The organism is Mesorhizobium sp. M0152 (genome assembly GCF_040322415.1).
Taxonomy (GTDB): domain Bacteria; phylum Pseudomonadota; class Alphaproteobacteria; order Rhizobiales; family Rhizobiaceae; genus Mesorhizobium.
In genome coordinates this window covers 1-25,762 of record NZ_JAMYTH010000056.1, presented here as the reverse complement: position 1 = coordinate 25,762, position 25,762 = coordinate 1, and the positions used below count along the sequence as shown (strand labels likewise).

Here is a 25,762-nt window from a genome sequence, read left to right as displayed (position 1 = left end):
CTCTACCCGCTCAAGGTCTATGACATGCACGCCATCTCAGAAGGAGGCGGCCCTCCCGCGCAGCGGGTTCGTGCATTGGGCGCATACCAGACGTTCAATTGATGAACGTCTGCGCGCCGGTCCCTCTCATCTCTTCCACACGAAGACATCCTGCATAGACTCTGCGAGATCGAGTTCGCCGCGGGCCTCGATAGCCAGCAGGCCGCACTTGTCAGGACCTCGGAGCGCGATAATTCTTCCTCAGTGGGGGGGCTTCCGTCAACAGGAGCCGACCATGAAACACCAAACCTTGGACCACCTGCAGGCAATCGCAAAGGTGGAACCTTTGTCGAGATACCCGATCATGAGCCGCCAACAGCGCATTGAGCGTTGGGCGGAGTTGCTGGAGAAGGTTCCCGAGCGACGCCTGCGTGCTCTTACCGGCACCGAGCATCTTAAGCGGGAAGCCCGTGACGCGTCACGCTGTGAGGGCTCGCCAATCAGCGTGGCCTTCGAGGATCCGATATTCCGTGTGCAGGGCCTAAAGGATGATTCATACGGAGAAGCCAAGCGGTTCTTCGAGCTGACTGACTGGCAATTGCACGACATCGTCTGCAGCTGCCACGTCGGAACCGCGTTCAGAGGTGAATGGGCAGCCGCTCGGGTCCGCCGAACAATCGGTGGGAACAAGTTGCTTAACTGGCTGAGAGGGAAAATGTGGCACTGAGATTGCTTAAGAAGCGCGGTCGATACTGAATTGACTGCGCGACGTATCGTTGCGTCTGCTTCGAGCTGCCCGAATTAGATGCCTGAGATGGTCTGCGAACAGCTCCTACGGCTGAGGCCCTCTAAATGCGTGAAGGCGCGGCGACGCCGGCCCTGGCCGTCTCTGGACCGGTTGTTGTTATCAATTGATGCTGGGAGTTGATGCCGCGCTTGCTCATCGAGTGCTGAGCTCAAGAGGACGGATCGATTCCGATCAGTCTATTTCGATCTTGCGCCCGCTTCTTTTTGGGATGGGGCGCTAGGCTTCAGCGGCATCTGGGGCGGTTTCGCAAATAGAATTTGCAAGAGCTCACCCACTCCGGGCCTCCGTTGAAAGCAGCTTCGTGGCATCTTCATGGGTGCGAAGTGCTCGGCAGAAGCTGCCACTTTGAGCGCGGTGAAAATTAGGTCAAAAAAACGAGGCGCGCATTGCAGCGGCAGATCGGGGCCCGCCTTCCGACAGGCTGCTTCCACGCTAGGCGGCGGAAAAACTGCCACAAGCGGATGAAATGGCGACGTGGACCGTCTCGCAATATGGCTTGAACGTGGATCAAATGCTGTGATGGTCGGTTCGACCGCCCGGCGAGCCTTCCGGCAACGGCGTACTCCTTCCGGCTTAATTGCGCAGTTGCTAACGTGCTGCTAGCTTTCAAGTTCTAGCGTTGACCGGTGCGACGGGCATCATGTGTGCCCTCAGTGTCCCTCGTCGCACCGGTCATCCTTTCTTAGGGCGTGAACTCATAAACGTGCGGGGCTGGACAGCTAAGTCCGCTGTACACCCAATATGCCATCGACCATGCCGTTCGTATCCCTCCAGAAGGCATATCAGCGATGAAACGATTCATCACAGTCGCGGTCGCCGTCGCCTGCGCGGCATGGGCTGTCGCCCAAGGCGCGCAAGCCGACACCCCGATGAGCTGCAAGACGGTCAACAAAGACCAAATCGTCGCGCTGTTCGATCGCTGGAACAATTCGCTGGCAACGCACGATGCGGCCAAGGTTACCGCTAATTACGCTCCTGATGCAGTGTTGCTGGCGACCGTTTCCAATCAACCGAGGACGGGTCCCGCCGCAATCAAGGATTATTTCGTCCATTTCCTCGAGCGCAATCCCCGGGGCACCATCGATAGCCGCACGATCCATATTGGCTGCAACACGGCGTATGACGTCGGCACCTATACTTTCGCGCTTTCCGGAAACACGCCGGGCACAACCGAGACCGTCAAGGCGCGCTACTCCTACATCTACGAATTGCGCAACGGAAAATGGCTTATCGTCCACCACCACTCCTCGGCGATGCCGGAGCCGGTGAAGTAAAAACGGTGTAATTTCTATCGCAAGTCGTGGCTAGCGGCAGGATGATGCTGCCATTAGAAGCCCCTCAGCACTGTGGCAATCTCCTTTGCGACCACCTGAAAGCGAACATCGCACCAACCAGGCTGGAGGGTCGCCGTCGCCAACTGCCGGCTTCCTGAGGCTTCGACCCCGAGCTGGACATTTGGCTCGCGCCGGTGAATTGACCGGCTGACAGCACGACCTGTGCCGTGGTCCAGTGCGAACTGCCAATCGGGCGAGTTGGGATATTCATTCGTGTGATAGCGGCGAGACCATGAAATCCCCGATTGTAGGGCAACTCTGAACCGCAGCTCGACGGAGACATTCTCGTGAAAGCTTATTACGCACCGCGGCTCGCAGCTTTGCCGACCATCTGGCTCTCCGGGAGCTCGGTATCCGCTTCGAGGGCGAGTGCGTTGACTTGAGGTCGAGGCGATCATGAGCCGAGCCCGCAAGATCGCAATCGCCATCGTTGCCCTTATGGTGATGCCACCAGCAGCACTATGGAGCTGGCAGTGGTTCACGATCGGCCGGTTCGAGGAAGCGACCGACAACGCGTATCTCCGCGGAGACATCACCAGTATCGCTCCCAAGCTGGCGGGCTATGTCGTCGAAGTCGACGTCGACGACAATGCCAGCGTTGCAAAGGGGACTGTTCTTTTTCGCATCGACGACAGCGACTACAAGGCCAAAGTAATCCAGGCGAAGGCTAACGTCGCCGCCCGGCACGCGGACATCGCGAACCTCGAAGCGACCCGAAAACTCCAAGACGCGTTGATCGCGCAGGCTGAGGCGCAGAAGCAATCCGCCGCAGCTGACCTACAGTTCGCGCGCGCCAACCTGAATCGCTACGTGACGCTGCAGAAGAACGGGACAGCAAGCGATCAGAAGCTGCAGGATGCACAGGCTGGCCATGACAAGGCACAAGCATCCCTGGACGGCGCAGAAGCCAATCGATTGGCTCAAAAGCTGAAGCTCGACGTGCTGGATGCGCAATTGTCCGCCGCGCAGGCCGCCCTGTCGCAGGCGCAGGCAGCGCTCGAACTCGCTATGCTCGACCTGGACAATACAATCGTGAGAGCTCCGGTCGAGGGAATCGTCGGCAATCGCCAGATCCGTGTCGGCCGCTATGTCACTCCGGGAGCGGCAGCCTTGGACATCGTTCCCGTCAATGACGTCTGGGTCGTCGCCAACTTCAAGGAAACCCAGCTGAAGCAGGTGCAGATCGGTCAACCTGTCCGCGTCAGGGTCGACGGATATCCAGATCTGGAAATCGCTGGTGTTGTCGACAGCTTCGCACCCGGCAGCGGTGCTGCATTCAGCTTGCTGCCGCCGGACAACGCGACTGGAAACTTCATTCGCGTTGTCCAGCGCGTGCCTGTCAAGATCAGGATGACGCGCAACCCTTTGCCCGGCCGCCTGGTTCCGGGGCTCTCGGCTCGCGTTGCCATCGCCGTTAGTGCCCGGGATGCGGCTATTGCGCTGGAAACGCAGCCCGGCGGAACCGCGAACGGACGCTCGGAACAGTGACGCATCTCGCTGAAGGAGGAGCCGTGCAGCATCATCTTGGCGCACCATTGCGCGCCTCGCTCATGGCGACGGGCATTGTGCTGGCCGCCCTCATGGACGCGGTCGCGTCCACTGCTCTGTCCATCGGCCGGATCGACATGCTTGGCGACACCTATGCAACACCGGACGAACTGGCGACGGCCGACGTTGGTTTCATCGCGGCCAAACTGACGGTTTTCCTTGTCGCGCCGCTTTTTGTCAGGGCAGTCGGGCCGACCGCCTGTTTGCGCGCGGGGATCGTCGCCCTTTTGCTGGCATCCGCGGCAATGACGTTCTCGGTTGACCTCACCTGGATTGACATCTGCCGCGTTGTCCAGGGGCTGGCCGGCGGCACAATTCTCGTCGCAGGTCAGACTCTGCTGTTCTTCCGGTTCCCGCACAGAAATCAACCGGTCGTCCAGGCAATTTTCGCTGTAGGCGCCGTGACGGCTCCGGCGGCCGTTACGCCTGCTCTGGAGGGCTGGCTCGTCGACCATCTCACCTGGGACTGGATATTCCTGAGCAACATTCCGCTCGGCATCGCCTCCCTTGTCCTTCTGGGGGCGGACGGCGATCGGACCTACTGGCGGGAAATCAGGCTTCCTGTCCTTGAGGTCTTGTTGCTCGGCCTGGGTGCCGCGCTTTTGACCTACGTCCTGCTGCAAGGCAACAGGTTCAACTGGTTCGACGACGCGGATATCGCCGTGCTTGCCACCATCGGTGTCGTGGCCGTCGGCTTTCTGGCCATTTGGGAAATCGCTTTCCGTTCAGAAGGCTCATTGCTGGCTGTTTCGCCATTCGATAGTCCGGACTTCCGCTTTGGCCTCCTCGTCAGCATCGTCGCGGGCTTTGCTCTTTCGGGCAGCGCCTATCTCATCCCGGCTTTTGCCCTCAACGTCCTCGATTTTACGGCCACGGGCGCAGGAGTGCTTCTGCTACCCAGTGGGGCCGCACTCGCGCTGGGACTCTTGTTCGCTGGCCTCGTCGTCGAAAAGGCCGGAATTCCCCCGATTGCGCTAGTTCCGTTTGGTGTTTTGCTGTTCGCCGGAGCCATGTGGCTCCTGTCGGGTTCGACCAGCGCGAGCGGCTCACCGGACCTGAGCGTTCCTTTGTTTCTGCGGGGATTCGGCCTGGGTCTCCTGTTCGTGGCATTGACCCTGATTTCGCTTCGTGGACTTACAGCCGATGCGCTGCCGTTCGGCATCGGGCTGTTCGACTTCGGCAAACAGGTGGGCGGTATGACCGGCACAGCCCTTTTGCAAACGTACATTGATCATCAGAATGTCCACAATAGAACCATATTGGCTGCCCACCTCATGAATGGCGACGCGGCCGTGGAGCAGCGCCTGCGGGCCACCGCGAACGTTCTGCTGACAAACGGCATCGACAGTGCCACGGCGACGAAGGCCGCGCTCCCCCTGTTGCAGCGCGCCCTCGAGAGACAGGTCGCCACGATCTCGTTCGATGAAGCTTTCTTCGCGCTTGTCGTGCTGTTCGCGGTCGCTGCGCCCTGTCTCATCCTGGCCAAACAATTCCTCGGCCGCCGAGCCGCTCGGCCGAACCGAACAGGGTCCAGAACCTAGCGCCCTGTAGGCCATATACATTGGAACTTATCTTTGCCGGCAGGGCTCCCGGATGTATCGTGCGAGCGGTGTCGACCGACCACACAGGATGGGAATGCAGGGGCATTCCGGGTTCGGTGCAGCAGATAAAGCGGCAGGCGACATGACCTGGCCGTTCGTCCAGTCTCTGCGCGATGCATGGATTTCCATTAGATGCGGCTGGGGCGCGGCGGGTTTATTATGAGTTGCGAGTTCGTCAGCCCAGATTCCAGCTGCTGAGAGCAAGTGCTATACGGAGAGCCGACACAAGGCTTTTGTTTGTCCGTCAGGAGCAGCCGATGACGACAGCATCCACCTCGCCTAGCGCAACCGACTCCGAAGCAACACGCGCGCTGAAGCATGGGTTGGACCAACCCGGACTGGGATCGCAAGGACGAGGTCGACCTCGCGCGGCAAATGAACCAGGCCTGCCTCCCGGCAATATTGTCAGCGATCTTGAAACAAGCAGTTCCTCTCGGGTCTGGGCACATCGCCCTCGACCCTTGCATCTGGGAGTTTTTATCGCGGTTTACGTCTTGGGCTGCGGATTCGCTCAGTCGCTCGCGATCGTACCTGGAACGGGCATCTCCATTTGGCCTCCGAGCGGGCTTTTCATCGCCACGCTCCTCATTGCTTCCAGGTATAGCTGGCCGTGGTGGATGATGGCGGCCTGTGTGGCTGAACTGACCAGCAACCTGTTGTGGTTCCACACTCCGCTGCCTGCCGCCTTCCTGATCTATACCGGCAACGCTCTTGAAGCGGTGGCCGGGGCATGGCTCGTGAATCGGACTTGCAAGCGCCCGCTTCGGCTGGAAACCTTGCAGGAAGTTCTCGCATTCGTCGTATTGGCCGCTGGAATCGCGCCAGTCGCAAGCGCGACGGTGGGAAGTGCAACCCTTGCGTGGTTCGGCATTCAGTCGCAGAGCTTCGCCGCGGCCTGGCCTCTATGGTGGATCGGCGACGCAACCGGGGTCCTAATCGTGGCGCCGCTGGCGCTGGTCGTGTTCCAGAACTGGCGCGGCAAGGCCCGGCTTTCGGCCGCCCGATGGATCGAAGCTGGCGTTCTGGGGCTGATCTTTCTCGGCGTTGCCGCCCTCTCCTTGAGCGGCTATCTGCCCTTCGCCTACATCATCATGCCGCCTCTTCTTTGGGCCGCGGTGCGCTTTGAGTTCAGGGGCGCCGCAGTCGCCTTGATCCTGCTTGCGCTGATCACGGCGGTATTCACGGTGTCCGGCGCCAGTCAATTTGCCGGCGATCCCGGTTCCCAAAGGAACAACCAGATCATGCTGCAGCTTTTTCTGGTCATTTCGGCGTTCTCGGCTCTGATCGTGGCCGCCATTTCGCGGCAGCACCAGCAGGCGGTGCTCACATTGCACGAAAGCGTCGAGGCATTGAGGCGGAGCGAACAGCAACTCCAGCAGATGATTGACGCCGTGCCGGTCCGCATTTGGAGCGCCGTGCCGACGGGCGGGCCGGCCTACTTCAATAAGCGGTACCAGGACCATTTCCGTTCCGTGATCGCGAACTTCGAAGATCTGGGCGAGCCGCGCATCGATGAATTGCTGCAGAAGCTGATCCATCCTGAAGATGCTCCCGGGGTGCAGTGCACGCTATCGAATAGCTTCGAGACCGGCGATGGCTCCACCATGCGGTTTCGCTGGCTTGAGAAGGATGGCTCTTATCGCTGGGCGGAGTGCAGGGTGGAGCCCCGACGTGATGAAAACGGCGCCGTTGTGCAATGGTACGGCGTTTCTCTCGATGTCGACGATGAGGTGCGAGCGCAGGAGGCATTGCGCGAAAGTGAGCGACGCCTTCAGCAACTCATCGACACGGTGCCCGCCTTGATCTGGAGTACGACACGGGAAGGAACGCCATCCTATGTCAACAAGCGGTTCACGGACGTCACCGGGGCCACTCTTAGCGATATCATCGCCCCGGACGGCTCGCCGTCCCTAAGCGTTATCCATCCAGACGACATCGATACGGCACGGCAAGCGATCCGCCATTCATTCGCAACGGGCGTGCCTTACGTGCAGAGATATCGCCAACGGCGCGCCAAGGGCAACTATCGCTGGACCGAGACTCGCGCGGAGGCGCTCCGCGACGAAGATGGCCATATTCTGCAATGGTACGGTGTGAGCGTCGACATCCACGATCTGGTGACCACCCAGGCTGCGTTGCACAACCGAGAGCAGGCGCTCTCGCAACTCGTCAACATGGTTCCGAGCTACCTCTGGCGGCTGTCTTCGAACGGCGAGCCGACCTTCTTCAACAAGCGCCTGATCGATTTTCTCGGCCTCGACATAACGGACGCGGAGATGCCGGACACGAACCGGCTGGCGGCCTTCATAGCCACCGTCGTTCATCCCGACGATGCGCCCAGCCTGCGGGAAGCACTCAACAGTTGCTTCGCCACTGGCGAGCGCTTTTTCATGAAGTATCGCCTGCGTCGTGCCGATGGCGTTTACCGCTGGATGGAGGGTCAGGCCGAGCCGCTGAGGGATGAGAGCGGACGCATTGTCCAGTGGTACGGCCTTACGCACGACATCGACGATCAGCTACGGGTCGAGGAAGCGCTGCGCGAGAGAGAGCGCGCGCTTTGGCAACTCGTTGAAACGCTGCCGGCAATGATCGATTGTGCCGCGCCCGATGGCGAGCCGATGTACCGCAGCCAGCAGCTCCGTGAATTTCTCGGCTACAACCTCGAAGAACTGGACGAAGCGGGGAAATCGCGGCTGGCCGGCACACTCGAAGCGGGTGTTCATGCCGACGACTTGGCAGGTGTCAAGGAGAGATATGCCCATTCCTTGACCACAGGCGAGCCTTACGCGCGAAGGCACCGTCTACGGCGCTTCGATGGCGAATATCGCTGGGTCGAGACGCGAGCCGCCCCGATGCGTAACACCGAAGGCGCCATCGTGCAGTGGAACGTCATCTGCCTGGACATCGAAAACGAGGTGCGTGCACAAGAGCAGCTTCGACTGGCGCAAGAGAGACTTGCACGTGCGAGCCAGGCGGCGAGCCTTGCTGAACTCTCCGCATCCATCGCTCATGAGGTGAACCAGCCGCTGGCCGCGATCGTCGCCAACTCCAATGCATGCCACCGCTGGTTATCCGCCGAGCCCCCCAATCTCGACCGCGCCAAGATCACAGCCGAGCGCATTATCCGGGACGCCAACTCGGCGGCAGATGTCGTTGGCCGCATCCGCGCCTTGTTCAGGCCGTCCCTTGAACTGAGAACCAGCACGCCGATCCCCAGTGTCATTGACGAAGCGCGTGACCTCATGGCCGAGGAAGCCACACGGTGTCGCGTTCGCATGGATATCGACGTCGAACGCAACCTCCCGCTGGTCGCCTTCGATCGCGTCCAGATCCAACAGGTGCTGGTCAATCTTATTCGCAACGGCATCGAGGCTATGCACGCCATTGCCGATGACAAGGTTCTTGGGATGCGTGTGCGCCGGACAGGGGACACAATCCAGATTGAAGTCAGCGACTCCGGCCCGGGAGTCGAACATCCCGACAAGATATTCGACCCGTTCTTCACGACAAAAGGGCAAGGAATGGGCATGGGACTCGCGATCTCCCGTTCGATCATCGAGTCTCACGGCGGACGCTTATGGGCGGAGAACCGCGTTCCGCATGGGGCGAGGTTCGTCTTCACGCTTCCGGTTGAGGCGAAGGCTGCACCATGATCGGGCGACCGCAATAGTTTTTTGTCATACGCGGAACGCATCCGAGACGAGGGCACTGATTGCAGACGCCGCTTCGCTCGCTCGGTATCTCGGTATGAAGCGACTTCGCACGGGAGCGCTTGGCTTCATTCCAGTTCTCCAAAACGGGTGTGGCGGACAGTCCCATGGAAATCCATGCATGGATTTCCATGAGGTGCGAATGGCGTGTAGCGGGACTAGGATAGCGCCATGAGCATCCGCCCAAATCCAGCCACTGAAACAAGGTGCTATGCGGAGCACCGACGATCTCGAGCCTTTGTTGGTCCCTCGGGAGCAACCGATGGCGGTGCTTCTCAAACAGCGGTTCGCCCTTTCAATCTCGGCATTCTCGCGTCCGTCGATGCGAAAGTCGCGTCATGACTACGGACGAGCAAATTGTCTTCATCGTGGATGACGATGAACGCATCCGCGAGGCGCTCAGCGAATTGCTGGTTTCGCACGGCATGCGCGCCATAGCCTTCGGGTCGGCCGGTGAGTATATCAATGCTGACAAGCCGGATTTGCCTGCCTGTCTCATCCTCGATGTCGAGTTGCCGGATATCAACGGCCTCGATCTGCAGAGACAGATCGCGGTGGGTGGTCATCCGCCGATCGTTTTCATAACAGGACATGGCGATATCCCATCCTCGGTGCGTGCGATCAAGCACGGCGCCGTGGATTTCCTGACCAAGCCTTTCAGCGATGCGGACCTCATGACCGCAATCCATGCGGCGATTGCCCAGGATCGGGAACAGAGATCGCAGCGCGCCGGACTTGGCGTGTTGAAGCAACATTACCTCGAGTTGACGCCGCGCGAACGCGAAGTGCTGCCGCTGGTGGTGAGTGGGCTGCTCAACAAGCAGGCGGCCGCTGAACTGGGAATCAGCGAAGTTACGCTGGAAATTCACAGAAGGAATGTGATGCAGAAAATGGGCGCGGCGTCGCTTGCCGACCTCGTCCGCATGGCGGAGCGATTGGAAATACCGATCACGCACTCGCGCCGCTCGGGAGGAGGCTGAACGTGAGCACGCGAAGGCCCGTCGTGGCAGTGGTTGACGACGATCCGAGGCTGCTTGAGTCGCTGGAGGATCTTCTGGAGTCCGCCGGCTATATAGCCCGCAGCTTCTCGTCGGCGGGATCGCTGGTCGTCAGTGGGTTGTCGGACGTGGACGTGCTCATCACCGACATCGGGATGCCCGGCATGGACGGCTTTGAGCTTCGTGACCTGGTCAAGAGGGCGCGTCCGAAACTTCCGGTATTCCTGATTACCGGCCGGCACGAGCTAGCGGATCAGTACCGCGCCAAAGGTATCAGCGGGTTTTTCCGCAAGCCCTTCGATGGCCAGGCCCTGCTTGTGGCGGTGGGTGACGCTTTACGCAACCAAGAAACCGAGGGATGATCATGACAGTTGACCAGCCGCTCCAGCGGAGATCGCTATCGTCGGCGCCGCAGCGCAGGAGTGAAGCGGAGCAGCCGCTCGTCATTATTGTCGACGACGATGCGTCTGTCCGCGAGGCGCTATCGGAATTGATCCTGTCGGCGGGTTTCGAGCCAATTTGCTTTGCCTCGACCCGCGAGTTGATCGACGCCGACATTTTGGACAGCCCCGGCTGCTTGATCCTCGACGTGCGCATGCCAGGATCGAGCGGCCTCGATCTGCAGCAGCATCTAGCGAAAAACGGCAACCTCAAACCCATCATATTCTTGACCGGGCATGGCGACATCCCGATGACTGTCCAGGCGATGAAGGCCGGCGCCGTGGACTTTCTCACCAAGCCGGTGCGGGATCAGACGCTGCTTGACGCCGTCATCGCGGGTATTGCGATGGATGCCAAGCGGCGGGCGGACGCCGTGATCGTCAAGCGCAACATCGAGCGCGTTGAAACGCTGACGCCACGCGAGCGTGAGGTTCTGCATGAAGTGGCGCGCGGACGCCTCAATAAACAGATCGCCTTTGACCTCGGCATTAGCGAAGTGACGGTCAAGCTGCATCGCGGCAATGTTATGCGCAAGATGGAAGCCGCTTCCATCGGCGAGCTGATCCGGGCATGGGAGACACTGCCCGCGCCGATGCGACAGGCCGACGCGACATAGATCTCTGCCCCAACCTTCCTGCAAGTATGATGCAGGGACAGCCGATTGATCGCGGGTTTGCGCGAGTCCACTCCACCTATATCTATCCAGCGATGACGCTTGGCGCCTGCTGCGTCCAATCGGTGCCGCGCAGCTTGGGGGCAGCATCGCGTTTTTGGAACTAGACCAAGTTACTCCGCCGAGCCTTGTCTCAGCGTATCTCTCCTACACCTTGGCATCGCACGACAGACCCTTCCGTAGAATAGGTTTGCCGGCCGGATAAGCGCATCCTCTTCTCGCAAGCCATCACGATCGTCGAGTGTCGCCCGCTCCCTCGCTCGCCCCTCCCCGAAAGCGACCATGCAGGTCGGATCGATGATCGTGATGGCGAGCCAGTTGTTGAAGGCCAAGCATCAGGGATGGACACGATGAGCAGGGATGGACTTTTCACGATTGGCGCATCCCGCCGTGACGTCTTGGTGGGCGGCTTGATCCTCGCCGCCACCGCCGGACTGTCGGTCGCTTCGCAATCTATCGCGGGCCGAAAGCCAAACGCCGCCACCCACCAAAAAGACAAAGGAACCAGGACTATGAGCACAATCACGACCAAGGACGGCACCGAAATCTACTACAAGGACTGGGGCAGGGGGCCGGTTGTAACCTTCTCGCATGGCTGGCCGCTGAATTCGGACGCCTGGGACGGGCAGATGCTCTTTCTTGCCCATAACGGCTTTCGTGTGGTTGCGCATGACCGGCGCGGCCACGGCCGCTCCAGCCAGGCCACGTCCGGCAACGACATGAACGGCTATGCGGACGATCTCGCAGCGGTGATTGATGCGCTTGATCTGCGGGACGTCACGCTGGTCGGACATTCCACCGGAGGAGGCGAGGTCGCTCGCTATATCGGACGGCACGGGACGAAGCGGGTGTCCAAGGCTGTGCTCATCGCTGCCGTCCCCCCGATCATGGTGAAGACGCCGGCCAATCCGGAGGGCCTGCCGATTGATGTGTTCGACGGTATACGGGCTGGCCTCCTCAAGGATCGCTCGCAGCACTACCTGGACCTCGCACTGTCGTTTTATGGTGCAAACAGGCCAGGCGCCAAGGTCTCCCAGGGGATTCTGGATCAGTTCTGGCTCTGGAGCATGCAGGTCGGTCTCGTGAATGCATATGAATGCGTCAAAGCGTTCTCCGAAACCGATTTCACCGAGGACCTCAGGAAGTTCGATATACCGACGCTGATCCTGCATGGCGAGGACGACCAGATCGTCCCGGTCAAGGATTCCTCAGTCAAGTCGGCGCGGCTGATCAGGGGTGCAAAGGAAATATATTACCCCGGTGCGCCCCACGGGATCACGGCCACGCACCAGGATCAGGTCAATGCCGACCTGCTCGCCTTTATCAAAGGATAGCTTCCCGCGATCACGACCAGGCATTGTTGCGGGCAGCTGCGGCCGTTCGAGTTCTGGAGAGCTCCGGCCGCAGCCTGCACGCCGCTGCTGCACAAGCCGGCGTCCAGCAGGCCAGCGCCAATATTCCGGAGGCAACAAACGACATGGGCACACTGTCAGGTAAAATCGCTGTGGTCACCGGCGGAAACAGTGGAATCGGACTATCGGCTGCAAAAATCTTTGCTGACGAGGGAGCGCAAGTGGTCATCACCGGCCGCCGGCAGCAGGCGGTCGAGGAGGCGGTCGCACAGATCGGGGCAGGCGCGCTGGGCATTCAAGGAGATGTGGCCGATGTGGCGCACCATGACGACGTCGCGCAGCAGATCCGGCAGAGGTTCGGGGCGCTCGACATCTATATGGCGAACGCCGGCTTAAACACCATCACACACTCGGCCGACGTCTCCGAGGCAGAATATGACGCGCAGTTTGCCGTCAATACGCGCGGCGTCTTCTCCGGTGTCCAGAAGCTGATCCCGATCATGCGGAACGGCGGCGCAATCATCCTCACGGGGTCGCTGGCCAGCGAGAAGGTCCTGGACGGGCATGCTGTCTATGCTGGCTCGAAGGCAGCGATCAATGCGTTCGCGCGCAGCTGGGCGATCGAGCTGAAGTCCCGCGACATCCGGGTCAACGTGCTCAGCCCAGGACCGGTGGATACGGCTATTCTCGATAAGCTAGGCTTACCGTTTGAACAGCGGGGGCCGTTCGAAAAGGCGATGGCGGAAGCAATACCCCTGGGTCGTATGGGACAGCCGGAAGAGCTGGCAAAGGCCGCCCTGTTCCTTGCCTCGAACGCGAGCAGCTTTGTCACGGGTATCAACCTGCGGGTTGACGGCGGAATGGCGTTGCTTTGAGTCGCACTTGCTCCGTTGTCCGTGGTCGCCACGCCCTTATTCCACGATCTCACCCACCGGGATGCGCATCCGAACGCTAAGATCGGCAGTGACGTCGACCGCGTCGCGCGGTGGGCACCGGATCGAAGGCGAGAACGTCCGTCGTCATGGTACAAATCAACGCGAAACAAGCCGTCACGCACGCTGACAGAGGGATCGTCTAGCAAGAGAAGGCGGTTCGCCTCTCAAGGAAGTAACTCAGATACCGCCGAAGGACCGAAGTCTCGCCCCGGCCCTTTAATTTTGTGTCGGTCAGGATCAATGACCCCAGATACCTTGGCCATATTCGTCGTTGGAAACAGGCTTGCGTACGGTTTTCGGCATGCCGGCGTTGTTCTTCGTTTTCTTGGTCGAGGAGGTATACGTGTTGTCAGACGCAGTTGTGGGCTGCTGGACCCCGTTTGATCCATAGTGGTCGCTTCCCGCAATTGCGTTTCCTGCTGTAACAACAAGAGCCGCGGCAGCAAGAGCTGTCATTTTCATTTCGGTAACTCCATAGTTTTCTTGGTGGTCTTCACCCATCCAAATATAAAGCCGCGCTCCCGCGAGACGATTAGACGATCCGGCTGTGTGGCCCATACGTTGGCATTGGGCCATGCAAGCCGAAGGGCAGGGACAATGTCGTTGAGGGGAGGCAGCCGCCTGCATGGATCCGTATTGGCCGCGGCCCGGCATCATTCCAGCGCTGCCGACCTCCGCATGCCACCGGTCACATGATCTCAGCGATGACCTACCCTGGACCTTGGCATCGTATGACTGACCATTCCGCACAATAGGTCGACGCGCCGGGTCGGCGCATTCTTCTGCGCATAGGTCATGGAAGGCCGCAAAAGGAGAAAGCAATGCCGAACATTACTAGGATCCTGGCGCTCGCAACGGCATTTGCCCTATCGAGCACCGCGATGGCGCAGCCGATAGGCCCAAAGGCCAAGCCGACAGTCGTGCTGGTGCACGGCGCCTTCGCCGAGTCGTCGAGCTGGGATGCAGTCATCACCAAACTCAACAGGGACGGCTACATAGCCAAGGCCGCAGCCAATCCGCTCCGCGGCGTCGCCAGCGATGCCTTGGCAATCACCGCCATCCTCCGGTCGATCCCCGGGCCGGTTGTTCTGGTGGGGCATTCCTATGGCGGGCCAGTCATTACCGAGGCCGCCAACGGCAATGCCAATGTAAAGGCGCTGGTCTATGTGGCTGGGTTCGCACCGGAGACCGGTGAATCGAGCCTGACGCTTTCTGGCATGTTTCCCGGCAGCACTTTGGCGAGCGCGCTTGCTCCAGTCGCGTTGCCGGGCGGCGGTCAGGATCTCTTCATCCAGCCCGACAAGTTCCGCGCGCAGTTCGCCGCCGACGTCCCGGAAGAGCAGGCGTCCCTGATGGCAGCCACTCAACGTCCCGTCGCGCAGTCAGCTCTGGCCGAGGCCTCGGGCGTTGCCTCATGGAAGACGCTGCCGTCCTACATGATTTACGGCACGGATGACCGAAATATCCCCGCAGCCGTCATGAGCTTCATGGCCAAGCGCGCGCATGCCGTAAAAACCGTCGTCGTTGAGGGGGCTTCCCACGCCCTCATGGTCTCGCATCCCGACGAGGTCACGTCCCTTATCGAGGATGCTGCTGCATCGGCCAGTCAGTAACTGGCTGAAAACGCCAGCGTCCGATCAACAACGCAAATCAACACGCCAAACCAGGAGATTGGAAATGAAAATCGTCGTCATCGGCGGAACCGGATTGATCGGTTCGAAGACTGTGGAACGACTGCGGAAGAAGGGGCACGACGTGCTTGCGGCATCGCCGAACTCCGGAGTGAACACCGTCACGGGAGAGGGGGTGGCCGCCGCACTTGCCGGGGCGCAGGTCGTCGTCGATCTTGCGAACTCGCCGTCGTTCGAGGAGAAGGCCGCGCTGGAATTCTTCGCGGCGTCCGGGCGTAATCTTCTTGCAGCGGAAGCCGCCGCCGGCGTCCGTCATCACGTGGCATTGTCAGTCGTCGGCACCGACCGGCTGCAGGGCATGGGCTATTTCCGCGGAAAATTGCTCCAGGAAAAACTGATCAAAGAATCCGCAATCCCATACACGATCGTGCATGCCACCCAGTTCTTCGAATTCACCGCCGCCATCGCAAACACCGGCGCCGTCGGCGATACCATCCATATGTCACCGGCGTACTTCCAACCCATGGCGGCCGATGATGTCGCCGATGCGATGGCGGACGTCGCGCTTGCCACGCCGTTGAACGGCACGACCGAAATCGCCGGCCCGGAGCGCGTTCGCATGAACGCACTCGTCGGTCGCTTTTTGAAGGCCACCAACGACCCCCGCAAAGTCGTCGCGGATCCTGGTGCTCTCTACTACGGTCAAGTGGCAATCGACGATCGAACGCTTGTTCCCGGCGAGAACGCGCGCATCGGCGCCGTGCATTTCGATGACTGGCTCAGCCGGTACACACCGCCGAAATAAACAAACAAAAGCTAGCGCTGGTCTCGTGACCAATCAGATCGGCGTTCCCCAGCCATACATATTCCAACAAGGAGACCAGACATGATCAAGACACTTCTATGCGCAGCGCTCATTGCCGCTTCCGTCAGCGCGGCGACAGCCGATGACGCGGACGTAAAGCTAGTCTACGACCAGGCTCTTCCAAACGTTCCCGGCAAGAGCATGAAAGCGGTGCTCGTCGAGTACGCACCGGGCGGTACATCGCCCGCCCATACCCATCCCAAATCCGCGTTCATCTATGCGACAGTCCTGGAGGGGGCGATCCGGAGCCAGGTCAATGATGGACCGGTGAAGACCTATCGTGCCGGCGAAAGTTTCTCGGAATTTCCCGGCGACCGTCATGCGGTCAGCGAAAACGCCAGCAAGACGGAACGCGCCCGCCTGCTTGCGATCTTCGTTGTCGATACCAACGAGAAGAACCTGACAACATACCCGAAATGAAATCCGGCTAGTCTTCGGGCATAAAGGAAAGGTCACCGACATGGATGCGATCGCCAGGCGCACGCTTGCAGGGGTTTCGGTCCCCGACACGCCGATTGTTGGCCGAGCGATCGAATATGCTCGTCAGCGATGTGAACCCTACTTGTTCAATCACGTAGTCCGATCCTGGCTTTTCGCGGCCAGGATCGGACAGCTTCAGAATGTCGAGCACGACGCGGAAGTTGTCGCTGTCGGAACCCTGTTGCATGACATCACGCTCAATGAGCACTTTGCCGGGCCGCGCCGTTTCGAAGTGGAGGGCGCCGATCTGGCTCGAACCTTCGTCCGGGACGGCGGCTTCGACGAACGTCGCGCTCAACTGATCTGGGACAGCGTCGCGCTCAACTCGACACCGTCGATCGGCCTCTACAAGGAAGCCGAGGTGGCGCTGTGCACAGCCGGGATCTGCCTCGATGTCGTCGGCTTGCAATATAAGCTGATCCCTTCCACCGAAATGGCAAGGATCGTCGGCGAATTCCCGCGGCTCGGAATGAAGCGACGGATGACGCGATGCTTTTGCCAGATTGCGGATGTCAGTCCCGAAACCACCTACGACAACTTTGCCCGGGATTTCGGCGAACGCTTTGTCCCCGGTTACAAGGCTCCATCGGCAGTTGATTCCGTGATGAACGCTCCCTTCCAGGAGTGAAGAAGATAAGGATCCCTGCCTCCCGGCTGTGGCCGCGAGGCGCTTTCAGGAGGGCGTCATGCGCATTGACAGTCTGCATCCAATAACGTCGGCCCGCCTCTCAGTGATCGATGTCGACGCTCCGCTTCGCGGGGCCGCACTCTCGCTTTCCAAACCAGCAACAGGCCTGGTCGTCGTGTGCCACGGCAGCGGGGAGGCGGCAGGTGTGCTGAGCAAGTCCGATCTCATCCGCCATCTGGCCAATTCAGGGCCAACAGAAGCGCCCGTTGCTACGTTGATGAGCCGATCCATCGTCTCCTGCGGTCCCGACGACGACGTCCATTCAGTCTGGCAGACGATGGCCGCGCGAGGCCTTCAGAACGTGCCGGTACTTGGGGCGAACCAGAAGCCGATAGGCGTGCTTGATATCCGTGATGCAATGAAGGCGCTCTTCGATCAAGAGGAGCTCCAGGAGCAACTCCTGGCCAACTACATCGGCGGGATCGGCTACCAGTGATGCAGGAGCAAGGCACCGGGCCGGGCCACAGCAAGCCCACTCCGGGCGATCTCTTGTTCCTCGTGCTCGTCAACATGATCGCTGGGCCCCGCGACGCGATATCAAGACATATACCGCGGTATTGCTCGCCCTGTTCCTCGACCCAATCGACCATAGATGCCCTTCATTTAAGCTTCTTCCAGCAACCAAGAGTCGACCGAGCAACCCGGGGGATTGGAATGTCACGCCTAAAGGAAGATGTCTTCGATTGGCCTGCCGATGTTCCGCGAAGCGGCCTACCCGTGCAGATATCGACCGCCGGCATTGTTCATGACCTTGGCAATCTCATCCAGGTCGCCTCATCGGCGTTGAACCATCTGGCTCGCGACCCGAACGTCTCGGCGGCTCCAGATCTTGGGCCTGTAATTGCCGGCGCCAAAACGGCCTTGGAACGAGCTGGCGGCCTTGTCAGGCAGGCCATCGGCGTAGCCCGAGATATCCACGCCGAAATCGAGCATGCGGACGTGGGCGCCTGCCTGGCCGAGGTCGAATCCGTCGTTCGAAGCGCTTGGGCTGCCAATATGCGCCTCGAGATTCGGGTCGGCTCCGATCTGCCTCGGGTGAAGGGCGATCCGATTGGACTTCAAAATGCTGTTCTGAATCTTTTGTTCAATGCACGCGATGGAATGCCTGACGGCGGTCTGATCTCGATCGATGCCGCCTTGGCGCCCGAAGATTCCACAGGTGGTCGGATAGATGTTCGTGTCGCCGACAACGGAATTGGAATGACCAGCGAGACTAGGGTGCGCGCATTCGATCCTTTCTTCACCACGAAAGGCGGCGGCCTCGGCGGCGTTGGGCTGCCAATGGTGAAGCGCTTCGCCGAGGAGGCGGGGGGAAGTGTCGACATCGAAAGCGAGCTCGGGTCTGGCACCGCCGTGACGTTGCGGCTGCCCGCAATACGATAGAGGGCCAACCACCGATCAACCTGCCTCGGCAACCACCAATACCGACCAACCAGCGTACAATCGAGAGTTAAAGATGGATAGGGAAGTCATCGAGAACACTCAACAGCATCGTTTCGAGTTGCCGATCGCCGATGAACTGTTCGCTGCGGCCTATTACAGGATCGAGAGCGGGAAGATTGTTCTCATACACACCGAAGTCCCGTCGGAGTTTTCCGGACAGGGGATCGCAACGCGATTGGCTCAGGGTACGTTTGAGCTGCTGCGCAAAACCGGCCGCAAAGCGATCTTGAAATGCCCCTTCATGAGCCGGTTCTTCGCAAAGCAGCCGGAATATGCCGACGTCGTCGACGGATAGGTACAGGCTGTTTGCGAAAAAAGGCATCATCTGAAATGAGCGACGAGTATGATTTGCAGAGGTTCGTCAGAGCGCAGGACGCTGTCTATGAAGATGCGCTAGGTATTCTGCGCGAAGGAATGATGTGCACTTCCTATATGGAGTTCATCTTCCCAAGGTTGGCCGTCAACCGAAGCGACGCTGCGCCTGCGCCATATGCGATCACATCACTCGACGAAGCGAGCGCCTATCTCTCATCTCCGATACTGGGAGGTCGTTATCGGGAATGCATCGGGGCACTGCAACGGCTCTCCGGTTCAAGCGCTCACGCTGTCTTCGGTGATGTTGACGCGAAGAAATTACACGCCTCTCTGACGCTGTTTTCCGAAGCGAGCAACGACGAGTTCCTGCTCGAAACCATCTTTGACGTGTGGTTCGACGGTTTGCTCGACGAGGAAACAATGATCGAACTCTACCCGACATCGTAGCGTCGCCAAGAGAGGCATTCTTGCGGGCGCTGGGGTGGGGAATGGCGGCAGCCAATGTGCGCACCGGTGAACTATCACTACGTCATTCCCACCTCAGGTGTCGTCTGGCAGGTGTATGAATTCGTGCTCGCCCGGCACGCCGGGGAACCGGCCTTCGCGCCAATCCATCTTCGCCTGCGCGATCCGTTCGGCCGAAGAGGAAACGAAGTTCCAGTAGATGTGACGTGGTTCCGAAAGCGGCTCGCCCCCAATCAGCATCAGTCTTGCCGCATGGAAGGCAGGCGCCTGGAGCACGATCTCGGTGCCGGGCGCCAGAGCTATCAAATCGGCCTCATGGAACGTCCCCTCCTGGCCGACAATCCCAACCTCGCCGGCGGCAACGTAGATCGCGCGCTCGGCATGTTCGGGTTTCACCTGGTATCGCGCGCCGCTCGTCAGCACGATTTCGGCATAGACCATGTCGGAGAAGGTCCTTACCGGCGAGACCAGGCCGTCGGATGCGCCAGCGATCAAAGTGAACTCGACCCCGTCGGCACAGATCCTCGGGATTTCGGGAGCACCGTAATGCGCAAGGCTGGGCGCAATTTCTTCGTACCGGGAGGGAAGGGCCATCCACGCCTGAGCGCCGAAGAGATTGCCCCCCGACGCTCGGACTTCTGGCGGCGTACGCTCGGAATGGACGATGCCCGAACCGGCCGTCATCCAGTTGACCTCGCCGGGACGGATGGTCCGCACTTCGCCGAGATTGTCCCGGTGAACGATCTCTCCATCGATCAGGTAGGTCAAAGTCGCAACGCCAATATGCGGATGCGGTCCCATGTCGAAACCGCGACCCGCGTCGAATACAGCCGGACCAAAATGATCGAACAGGATGAAGGGCCCGATCATCAGGCGGTTCGAGGAGGGCAACAAACGCCGTACCTTCAATCCGTCCGCGAACTCACGGACGCTCGCCTGGATGAGTGCCTCGATGCCCGCGATATCGCCTTGGCGGATGGTCATGGATGTTGATCCTTCTGCTTGACCTCTCGGCCAGGCGCTCCAGCATGCTTGAACGGAGCGGCGCGAAAGGCTGTCTGAATGGCTGTAAGGAGCGCGAATTTGGAACTCGCGTGCTGGTGTCCTGGAATGCCGCTGTCGCCGAAGGCCGACACTCTCGTCGCCAGGATCGCGGCAAGATCTTCGGCCATTGCAGGCCTGTCGAGCAGCAGCGGCGCGATGCTTCTCTGGTCAATCTCATAAACCGCGACATGGGTCATTGCCCGCAATGTCGACTCCTCGCCGATCCCGGCGAGCAAGCCTGTCTCGCCGAAGAAGTCGCCCGGTGCGAGCCGGCCGATTTCCTGGGGGTGAGCATCGTCCTGGCCACGTTGCCGGGCGATGACGCCGGTCCGAACAATCATGAGGGACGGCAGCATTTCTCCCTGCTTTGCGATGATTTCACCCTTGCGGTAGCGGCGGACCGAGGTCATCGCGACAAGCGCCTCCTGCTCGGCATCTGTCAGCGCCGAGAAAATCGGTATGGACTTGATCAGTTCGAGCGGGGTGAAGCTGTCAGAGGCTGCCTTATCGTCGCTTGGCCGGCTGGTCATGGCGATCGACGCCGAAAGCGGCTCAGCCAGCAGCATGCCGATAGACTTTGAATGGCGATAGATGAGATCGAAAACTTCGTTCCGTGCGCTAATTCGCTGGTCGAGACTTGCGACGCGAAACGAGAGCTCGATTTCGATTGCCGCAGCATCCAGGCTTCTGATGGCAACCGAAGGCGAAGGATCCTGGATGATCGAATTGCAACTCAGCAGGACGGAACGCATGGTATCCAGGATGATCGCCGGCATCTTCGTCGGCACCACTTTGACGGTCACGGCGAGTCCATGGCTCTCGTCTGGACCGCTGACATTTGTCACCCCGATCCTTGCGATAAGACTGTTGGGCAGCGCAACGACATTGTGGGCTGGGGTAAGCAGGTTGGTCGACCGCCAATTGGTCTCGACGACCCGTCCTTCTGTTCCGTCGCTCAGGACAATCCAGTTTCCAAGCACGTAAGGGCGACCGAGGTTAAGCGCGATACCCGAAAATACGTCCCCAAGCGTATTCTGGAGCGCCAGTCCCAGGATGACGGCAAATACCCCCGAGGTGGCGATCAACGTTCCGACTGGCACGGAGAAGACGAACGCCAGGATCGACAGCAGCATTCCGCTGTAGACGATGCCGACCACGACGTCCTGCAGAAGACGTGCCTCGCGCGGCTTTCGCTCGAAGACAAGATAAATGCGAACAAATCCGATTAGCGCCCAGGCAAGGTGAACCCACCAGAGCAGCTTGACCGACCCGATCAGGATCGCTCCGCCGCTTGCCTCTTCGCCCCCCGCAGGTTCGTACGGGACAACGCGCAGGTCGAGAACGAGAATCGACATGGCAAGGAAAAAGCCAAGCTGGACGATCAGCCTCGCATTGGCGAAACGTCTGGGGATGAGGGCCCAAACGACGATCCCGGCGAGGCCGATCAACACGATGTAGACCAGAGGCGAGTTCCACCAGTTCATGACGGATCCAGATCGAGCATGTTCGCAATGTTCAGCGCCCTTCCGACGGATGTCGGATCTCCGGGCCGGGCGCCTTGTTCTTTTCGAGGACCGCTTCGGTGATCGAATGCGGTAAAGGACGTGGTGTCTCGATCAGCCCAAGCAGCGGCATGACGATGATGAAAAATGCAAAGTAGTAAAGCGTCGCAAGCTGGGACATGACCACGTACGCGCCTTCCGCCGGCTGTGAGCCGAGCCAGCCGAGAAAGAGCGCGTCGGCCACGAATATCCAGAAGAACAGCCTATACCAGGGCCGAAAGACCGCCGAGCGCACCTTGGAGCTGTCGAGCCACGGCACCAGGAACAACACGGCGATTGAGCCGAACATCGCCAGCACGCCACCAAGTTTGGAATCGATCGGTCCGACATTGAAGGTGATGGCCCGCAGGATTGCGTAGAACGGCAGGAAGTACCATTCCGGCACGATATGCGCGGGCGTCTTCAGTGGGTTGGCCACCGTGTAGTTGTCCGGATGGCCAAGAAAGTTCGGCAGATAAAAGACGAAATAGGCAAAGAAAAACAAGAACACGATGATGCCGACCGCATCCTTGACGGTGGCGTAGGGCGTGAAGTCGACGACATCGGTTTTGGATTTCACCTCAACCCCCGTCGGATTGTTTTGGCCGACCACGTGAAGCGCCCAGATATGCAGGGTCACCACGCCTGCAAGCATGAATGGCAGCAGATAATGGAGTGCAAAGAAACGGTTCAGCGTCGGACTGCCGACAGCGAAGCCGCCGAGCAACAGCTGCTGGATCCAGTCGCCGACCAGCGGAATAGCACTGAAGAAACCGGTGATGACGGTGGCGCCCCAAAAACTCATCTGGCCCCAGGGCAGCACATAACCGATGAAGGCTGTCGCCATCATCAACAGCAGATTGGTGCAGCCAAGCACCCATAGAATCTCGCGCGGCGCCTTGTACGAACCGTAATAGAGCCCGCGGCAGATGTGGAGGTAGACGGCGATGAAGAAGAACGATGCTCCGTTCGAATGCAGGGAGCGAAGCAGCCAGCCAGAATTTACATCGCGCGTGATCTTCTCGACCGAATTGAAGGCCAGCCCCGTGTCGGGAGCGTAATGCATCGCCAGCACGACACCTGTTATGATCTGCGACGCCAGCATGACCGTGAGGATGCCGCCGAACGTATAGGCGTAATTCAGGTTGCGTGGGACGGGATAAACGATGAAGGAATCATGCACCAGCCGTGGCAACGGCAGGCGGGCGTCGAACCAGCGTTCGATGCCGGTTTTCGGCACATATGTCGAATGTTTGTCGCTCATGGTAACCTGCCTATGCTTCAGCCGATACGGATCTTGGTGTCGGAAATGAACTGGAATGCCGGCACCGCCATGTTCTCCGGCGCTGGACCCTTACGGACGCGTCCTGCGCTATCGTATTGAGAACCGTGGCATGGGCAGAGCCAGCCTCCGAAGTCGCCCTGCTGGCCAACCGGGATGCAGCCGCTATGCGTGCAGACCTGCACCATCACTATCCAGGCTTGCTTACCTGGCGCAGTGCGGTTTGCGTCGGTCGCCGGCGCGTCGGCGGGCAAATTGGCATTGCGGGCGATCGGATCCTTGAGCTCGGCGAGATTGACTGCCTCGCCGTCCTTCATCTCTTGCTCGGTGCGGTTGCGCACGACCACCGCCTTGCCGCGCCATTGCACGACCAGCGACATTCCCGGCGCAACTGAGGAGACGTCAACCTCGACGGCAGCCGGCGCTTCGGCGGGCAATGTGTGCTCGGCGCTGCCGGATTCGGGCTCGGAAGGTCGGCCATGACGAGGACTCCTGGCGTTGGGAAAGCTGCTTCAGCGCGTCGATGGCATCGAGCAAAGCCAGGACACCGCCGTGGCTTTTCGAATGCGTCGCGTCGGGTTGAAATATGCCGGCCGTGGTGAGGCGTGAGCCATCGTGCCTAGGGCGCGTTCGTCCAATACTTTCGGTCATGATTTACTGAGCGAAGGACTGGCCGGACTGTTGAGGAGACCATGAATGGTCGCTGGGTTTCTGAACTCTCCGTTTAGCGTTCCTCAGATCCGGCATTGTTCACGCCGCAATCACAGAACAATCGCTCAGCCCGATCATACCTCGGCATAGGCACGTCTGGCTGTCGGTGTGATGGCCGTCCACCCCGGCAGATGCAAGTTTTCTGATCCAATCGTCTTGGAGGTTGCTGGCAAGGATAGCTAGCGCGTGGCGCTATGCAGGCTTCCGCCCGGACAACAACAAATCAGCGGAATGTCATCTGCGTTCGGAAAAGAGAAAATCGTGAAACTCTACTACAGCCCTTTCGCCTGCAGCCTGGCCGGCCACATCGCGCTGGAGGAGGCGGGCGTTTCCTTCGAGCGCGAGACGGTGGATCTCGGGACGAAACAAACGGTTTCTGGGAAGGATTTCTTTGCTGTCTCGGCAAAGGGCTATGTTCCGGCCCTGGTGCTGGAGGGTCGTGTACTCGTGAAAGCTCATGTTGTTTCGGGGGCCGCCGTCCGCAGATAGCGCATCGTCGTGCGCGCGTTCTCAGATTTGGCGATGGCAAGGAGACTCGAGATGAAAATTGCAGTCATCGGTGGCTCACATTACATCAGAGCGAGCACTGTCAAAAAATTACAAAGTAAGGGCCACGAGGTTGAAGCGGCGTCCATGCCCCGCGGTGCCAATACTTACATTACAGACTATCGCGATGCTGGCTACGCTGGCCAACATCTGAGGTGCCGCCTCGTGTATTTGGGGTCGCTGATTCATGAACTGTGGCGCCAGGGACGCGCGTGGCGCAACAAACTTAACGCTCACTTCTAAAGTCTAGGATGGCGAATGTCTTGAATGGGCCGGAAGCGAAGGTCAGTTATCAGGTATCGCGGGTGGAAAGCGGCTGTCCCGCTGTTCCTGATAGGCGCTGTCGCGGTAACTCTTAGCCTGTGGATGGCGGTTGACGCTGATTGCGTAGGCGATCGCATCGGCCACCGCATCCGGACTGATCGTGATGGCATGATAAGCCTTCATCGCCTCGCGGGCGGTCGGATCCGTGATCGTGTCGGCCCAATTACGAGGTTGTCGTGCCGGGCGAGATCACCGTGGCGCAGATCGGTTTGGTCGCTTCCGAAGGAGCCGCAGTCAACCAGATAATTACGCCTTCGTCCAGCACATGATCGAGACCATGAGGCCGTGCACTGGCCGCCTTGTGGACGCGGCGGCCAAATTCCGCCGCGTCCTTGTATGAACGCGAACGCACCTCAAAGAGCGGTTCAGGCCTTGATGAAAGCCAGCAAGTCGGGGTTGATAACGTCCGCATGCGTCGTCAACATGCCGTGCGGATAACCCTTATAGACCTTCAGAGTGCCGTTCTTCAGAAATTTGACCGACAGCTTGGCCGAATCTTCAATCGGTACGACTTGGTCATCGTCACCATGCATGACCAGCGTAGGCACGGTGATCTTCTTCAGATCTTCCGTCTGGTCGGTTTCAGAGAAGGCCTTGATGCCGTCATAGTGAGCCTTGGCGGTGCGCGAGACGGTCCAAAAGATGGCAATACGCTTGCTCGTATAACTGGATTGGAGTGTGATGCGGTGACTATTGCAACAGTGTTGTGCAAGCATGCGGCGCGATGGTCTTAACCTGGCTCATCTCATTGTCGTGGCAAAAGAGCGATCCGGGTGATATGCTCAAGTGCCGCGAGACAATCGTTCCGCGCCGTCAGATTCTGCTGGGCGGCCACACCAAAATCGAGAACACAGTGAGGTATCTCGGCGTCGACGTAGAAGATGCCCTCGAACTCGCCGAGGCCAAGAAGTCTAACCAAGATGCGGCTCTATTTCCGAGTGGAGCCGTGGATGCAACGCGCCCATGCACGAACCCGCTGCGCGGGAGGGCCGCCTCCTTCTGAGATGGCGTGCATGTCATAGACCTTGAGCGGGTAGAGGCGTCGATC

Annotated in this window: 27 protein-coding genes and 1 pseudogene; 20 read left to right on the top strand and 8 right to left on the bottom strand. The window is 59.7% G+C overall.

Features of this window, described 5'->3' with window-relative positions:
* Positions 1–274: 274 nt before the first annotated feature.
* The 10 genes from NKJ26_RS30710 (at position 275) to NKJ26_RS30665 (ending at position 13,319) form a co-directional block, all read left to right on the top strand.
* Complete coding sequence (locus NKJ26_RS30710) at positions 275–706, top strand: hypothetical protein (RefSeq protein WP_352699359.1); 432 nt, start codon at positions 275–277, stop codon at positions 704–706.
* 869 nt (positions 707–1,575) lie between these two features.
* Entirely contained in the window at positions 1,576–2,061 is a 486-nt protein-coding gene (locus NKJ26_RS30705) for an SgcJ/EcaC family oxidoreductase (protein ID WP_352699357.1), read from the top strand.
* 456 nt (positions 2,062–2,517) lie between these two features.
* Positions 2,518–3,609: an HlyD family secretion protein gene (locus NKJ26_RS30700; protein ID WP_352699355.1), complete on the top strand. Its 1,092-nt coding sequence runs from the start codon at positions 2,518–2,520 to the stop codon at positions 3,607–3,609.
* Between the two features lie 23 nt (positions 3,610–3,632).
* Positions 3,633–5,210 carry an MFS transporter gene (locus NKJ26_RS30695; RefSeq protein ID WP_352699353.1) on the top strand — a complete coding sequence of 526 codons (1,578 nt, stop codon included), beginning with the start codon at positions 3,633–3,635 and terminating at the stop codon, positions 5,208–5,210.
* A 317-nt stretch (positions 5,211–5,527) separates the two neighbouring features.
* On the top strand, positions 5,528–8,923 hold the full coding sequence (locus NKJ26_RS30690; protein WP_352699351.1) for a PAS domain-containing protein: 3,396 nt from the start codon (positions 5,528–5,530) through the stop codon (positions 8,921–8,923).
* Between the two features lie 395 nt (positions 8,924–9,318).
* Complete coding sequence (locus NKJ26_RS30685; protein WP_352699349.1) at positions 9,319–9,960, top strand: response regulator transcription factor; 642 nt, start codon at positions 9,319–9,321, stop codon at positions 9,958–9,960.
* Positions 9,961–9,962: 2 nt separating this feature from the next.
* Positions 9,963–10,340 (top strand): response regulator, encoded by a 378-nt coding sequence (locus NKJ26_RS30680; RefSeq protein WP_352699347.1) that lies wholly within the window; start codon positions 9,963–9,965, stop codon positions 10,338–10,340.
* A gap of 2 nt (positions 10,341–10,342) precedes the next feature.
* Positions 10,343–11,035 (top strand): response regulator transcription factor, encoded by a 693-nt coding sequence (locus NKJ26_RS30675; protein ID WP_352699364.1) that lies wholly within the window; start codon positions 10,343–10,345, stop codon positions 11,033–11,035.
* 407 nt (positions 11,036–11,442) lie between these two features.
* Entirely contained in the window at positions 11,443–12,426 is a 984-nt protein-coding gene (locus NKJ26_RS30670) for an alpha/beta fold hydrolase (RefSeq protein ID WP_502903247.1), read from the top strand.
* 143 nt (positions 12,427–12,569) lie between these two features.
* The gene (locus NKJ26_RS30665) at positions 12,570–13,319 is read left to right on the top strand and encodes a glucose 1-dehydrogenase (RefSeq protein ID WP_352699363.1); all 750 of its coding nucleotides are present in this window, start codon (positions 12,570–12,572) and stop codon (positions 13,317–13,319) included.
* Positions 13,320–13,616: 297 nt separating this feature from the next.
* Here the strand turns inward: NKJ26_RS30665 and NKJ26_RS30660 are convergent, their stop codons facing one another.
* Complete coding sequence (locus NKJ26_RS30660; RefSeq protein ID WP_352699343.1) at positions 13,617–13,841, bottom strand: DUF680 domain-containing protein; 225 nt, start codon at positions 13,839–13,841, stop codon at positions 13,617–13,619.
* A 359-nt stretch (positions 13,842–14,200) separates the two neighbouring features.
* Between NKJ26_RS30660 and NKJ26_RS30655 the strand changes: the two genes are divergently transcribed.
* The 8 genes from NKJ26_RS30655 (at position 14,201) to NKJ26_RS30620 (ending at position 19,248) form a co-directional block, all read left to right on the top strand.
* Positions 14,201–14,992, top strand: a complete 792-nt coding sequence (locus NKJ26_RS30655) for an alpha/beta fold hydrolase (protein WP_352699341.1) — start codon at positions 14,201–14,203, stop codon at positions 14,990–14,992.
* A gap of 64 nt (positions 14,993–15,056) precedes the next feature.
* Positions 15,057–15,815 (top strand): SDR family oxidoreductase, encoded by a 759-nt coding sequence (locus NKJ26_RS30650; protein ID WP_352699339.1) that lies wholly within the window; start codon positions 15,057–15,059, stop codon positions 15,813–15,815.
* Between the two features lie 81 nt (positions 15,816–15,896).
* Complete coding sequence (locus NKJ26_RS30645; protein WP_027026541.1) at positions 15,897–16,295, top strand: cupin domain-containing protein; 399 nt, start codon at positions 15,897–15,899, stop codon at positions 16,293–16,295.
* A 40-nt stretch (positions 16,296–16,335) separates the two neighbouring features.
* Entirely contained in the window at positions 16,336–16,983 is a 648-nt protein-coding gene (locus tag NKJ26_RS30640; protein WP_352699337.1) for an HD domain-containing protein, read from the top strand.
* Between the two features lie 58 nt (positions 16,984–17,041).
* Positions 17,042–17,479 carry a CBS domain-containing protein gene (locus NKJ26_RS30635; protein WP_352699335.1) on the top strand — a complete coding sequence of 146 codons (438 nt, stop codon included), beginning with the start codon at positions 17,042–17,044 and terminating at the stop codon, positions 17,477–17,479.
* Entirely contained in the window at positions 17,479–18,426 is a 948-nt protein-coding gene (locus NKJ26_RS30630) for a sensor histidine kinase (protein ID WP_352699361.1), read from the top strand. The genes NKJ26_RS30635 and NKJ26_RS30630 overlap by 1 nt, the downstream gene beginning before the upstream one ends.
* 73 nt (positions 18,427–18,499) lie before the next feature.
* Positions 18,500–18,781: a GNAT family N-acetyltransferase gene (locus tag NKJ26_RS30625; protein WP_352699333.1), complete on the top strand. Its 282-nt coding sequence runs from the start codon at positions 18,500–18,502 to the stop codon at positions 18,779–18,781.
* Positions 18,782–18,816: 35 nt separating this feature from the next.
* Positions 18,817–19,248 carry a DUF1810 domain-containing protein gene (locus NKJ26_RS30620; RefSeq protein WP_352699331.1) on the top strand — a complete coding sequence of 144 codons (432 nt, stop codon included), beginning with the start codon at positions 18,817–18,819 and terminating at the stop codon, positions 19,246–19,248.
* Between the two features lie 93 nt (positions 19,249–19,341).
* Here the strand turns inward: NKJ26_RS30620 and NKJ26_RS30615 are convergent, their stop codons facing one another.
* The 4 genes from NKJ26_RS30615 to petA are packed head-to-tail and all read right to left on the bottom strand — an operon-like array spanning position 19,342 to position 23,513.
* Positions 19,342–20,250, bottom strand: coding sequence for a pirin family protein (locus NKJ26_RS30615; RefSeq protein WP_352699330.1), 909 nt, complete (start codon positions 20,248–20,250; stop codon positions 19,342–19,344).
* Positions 20,247–21,794, bottom strand: a complete 1,548-nt coding sequence (locus tag NKJ26_RS30610) for a mechanosensitive ion channel family protein (protein WP_352699328.1) — start codon at positions 21,792–21,794, stop codon at positions 20,247–20,249. Before NKJ26_RS30610 ends, NKJ26_RS30615 begins: the two co-directional genes overlap by 4 nt.
* Before the next feature lie 31 nt (positions 21,795–21,825).
* Entirely contained in the window at positions 21,826–23,115 is a 1,290-nt protein-coding gene (locus NKJ26_RS30605) for a cytochrome b (RefSeq protein ID WP_352699326.1), read from the bottom strand.
* 17 nt (positions 23,116–23,132) lie between these two features.
* Positions 23,133–23,513, bottom strand: coding sequence for a ubiquinol-cytochrome c reductase iron-sulfur subunit (gene petA / locus NKJ26_RS30600; protein ID WP_502903248.1), 381 nt, complete (start codon positions 23,511–23,513; stop codon positions 23,133–23,135).
* A 592-nt stretch (positions 23,514–24,105) separates the two neighbouring features.
* On the opposite strand from petA, the gene NKJ26_RS30595 reads away from it, so the two are divergent.
* Both NKJ26_RS30595 and NKJ26_RS30590 read left to right on the top strand, forming a co-directional pair.
* On the top strand, positions 24,106–24,333 hold the full coding sequence (locus tag NKJ26_RS30595; protein ID WP_352699322.1) for a glutathione S-transferase family protein: 228 nt from the start codon (positions 24,106–24,108) through the stop codon (positions 24,331–24,333).
* A gap of 51 nt (positions 24,334–24,384) precedes the next feature.
* Complete coding sequence (locus NKJ26_RS30590; RefSeq protein ID WP_352699320.1) at positions 24,385–24,633, top strand: hypothetical protein; 249 nt, start codon at positions 24,385–24,387, stop codon at positions 24,631–24,633.
* Between the two features lie 42 nt (positions 24,634–24,675).
* On the opposite strand, the pseudogene NKJ26_RS30585 reads toward NKJ26_RS30590, so the two are convergent.
* The 3 genes and pseudogenes from NKJ26_RS30585 to NKJ26_RS30575 all read right to left on the bottom strand — a co-directional run.
* Positions 24,676–24,919 (bottom strand): annotated as a pseudogene (locus NKJ26_RS30585) (hypothetical protein); the annotation flags it as partial.
* A 160-nt stretch (positions 24,920–25,079) separates the two neighbouring features.
* A complete protein-coding gene (locus NKJ26_RS30580; protein WP_352699318.1) occupies positions 25,080–25,430 on the bottom strand; it encodes an alpha/beta fold hydrolase in 351 nt (116 codons plus the stop codon).
* A gap of 29 nt (positions 25,431–25,459) precedes the next feature.
* The gene (locus NKJ26_RS30575) at positions 25,460–25,633 is read right to left on the bottom strand and encodes a hypothetical protein (protein ID WP_352699366.1); all 174 of its coding nucleotides are present in this window, start codon (positions 25,631–25,633) and stop codon (positions 25,460–25,462) included.
* Positions 25,634–25,762 lie beyond the last annotated feature (129 nt).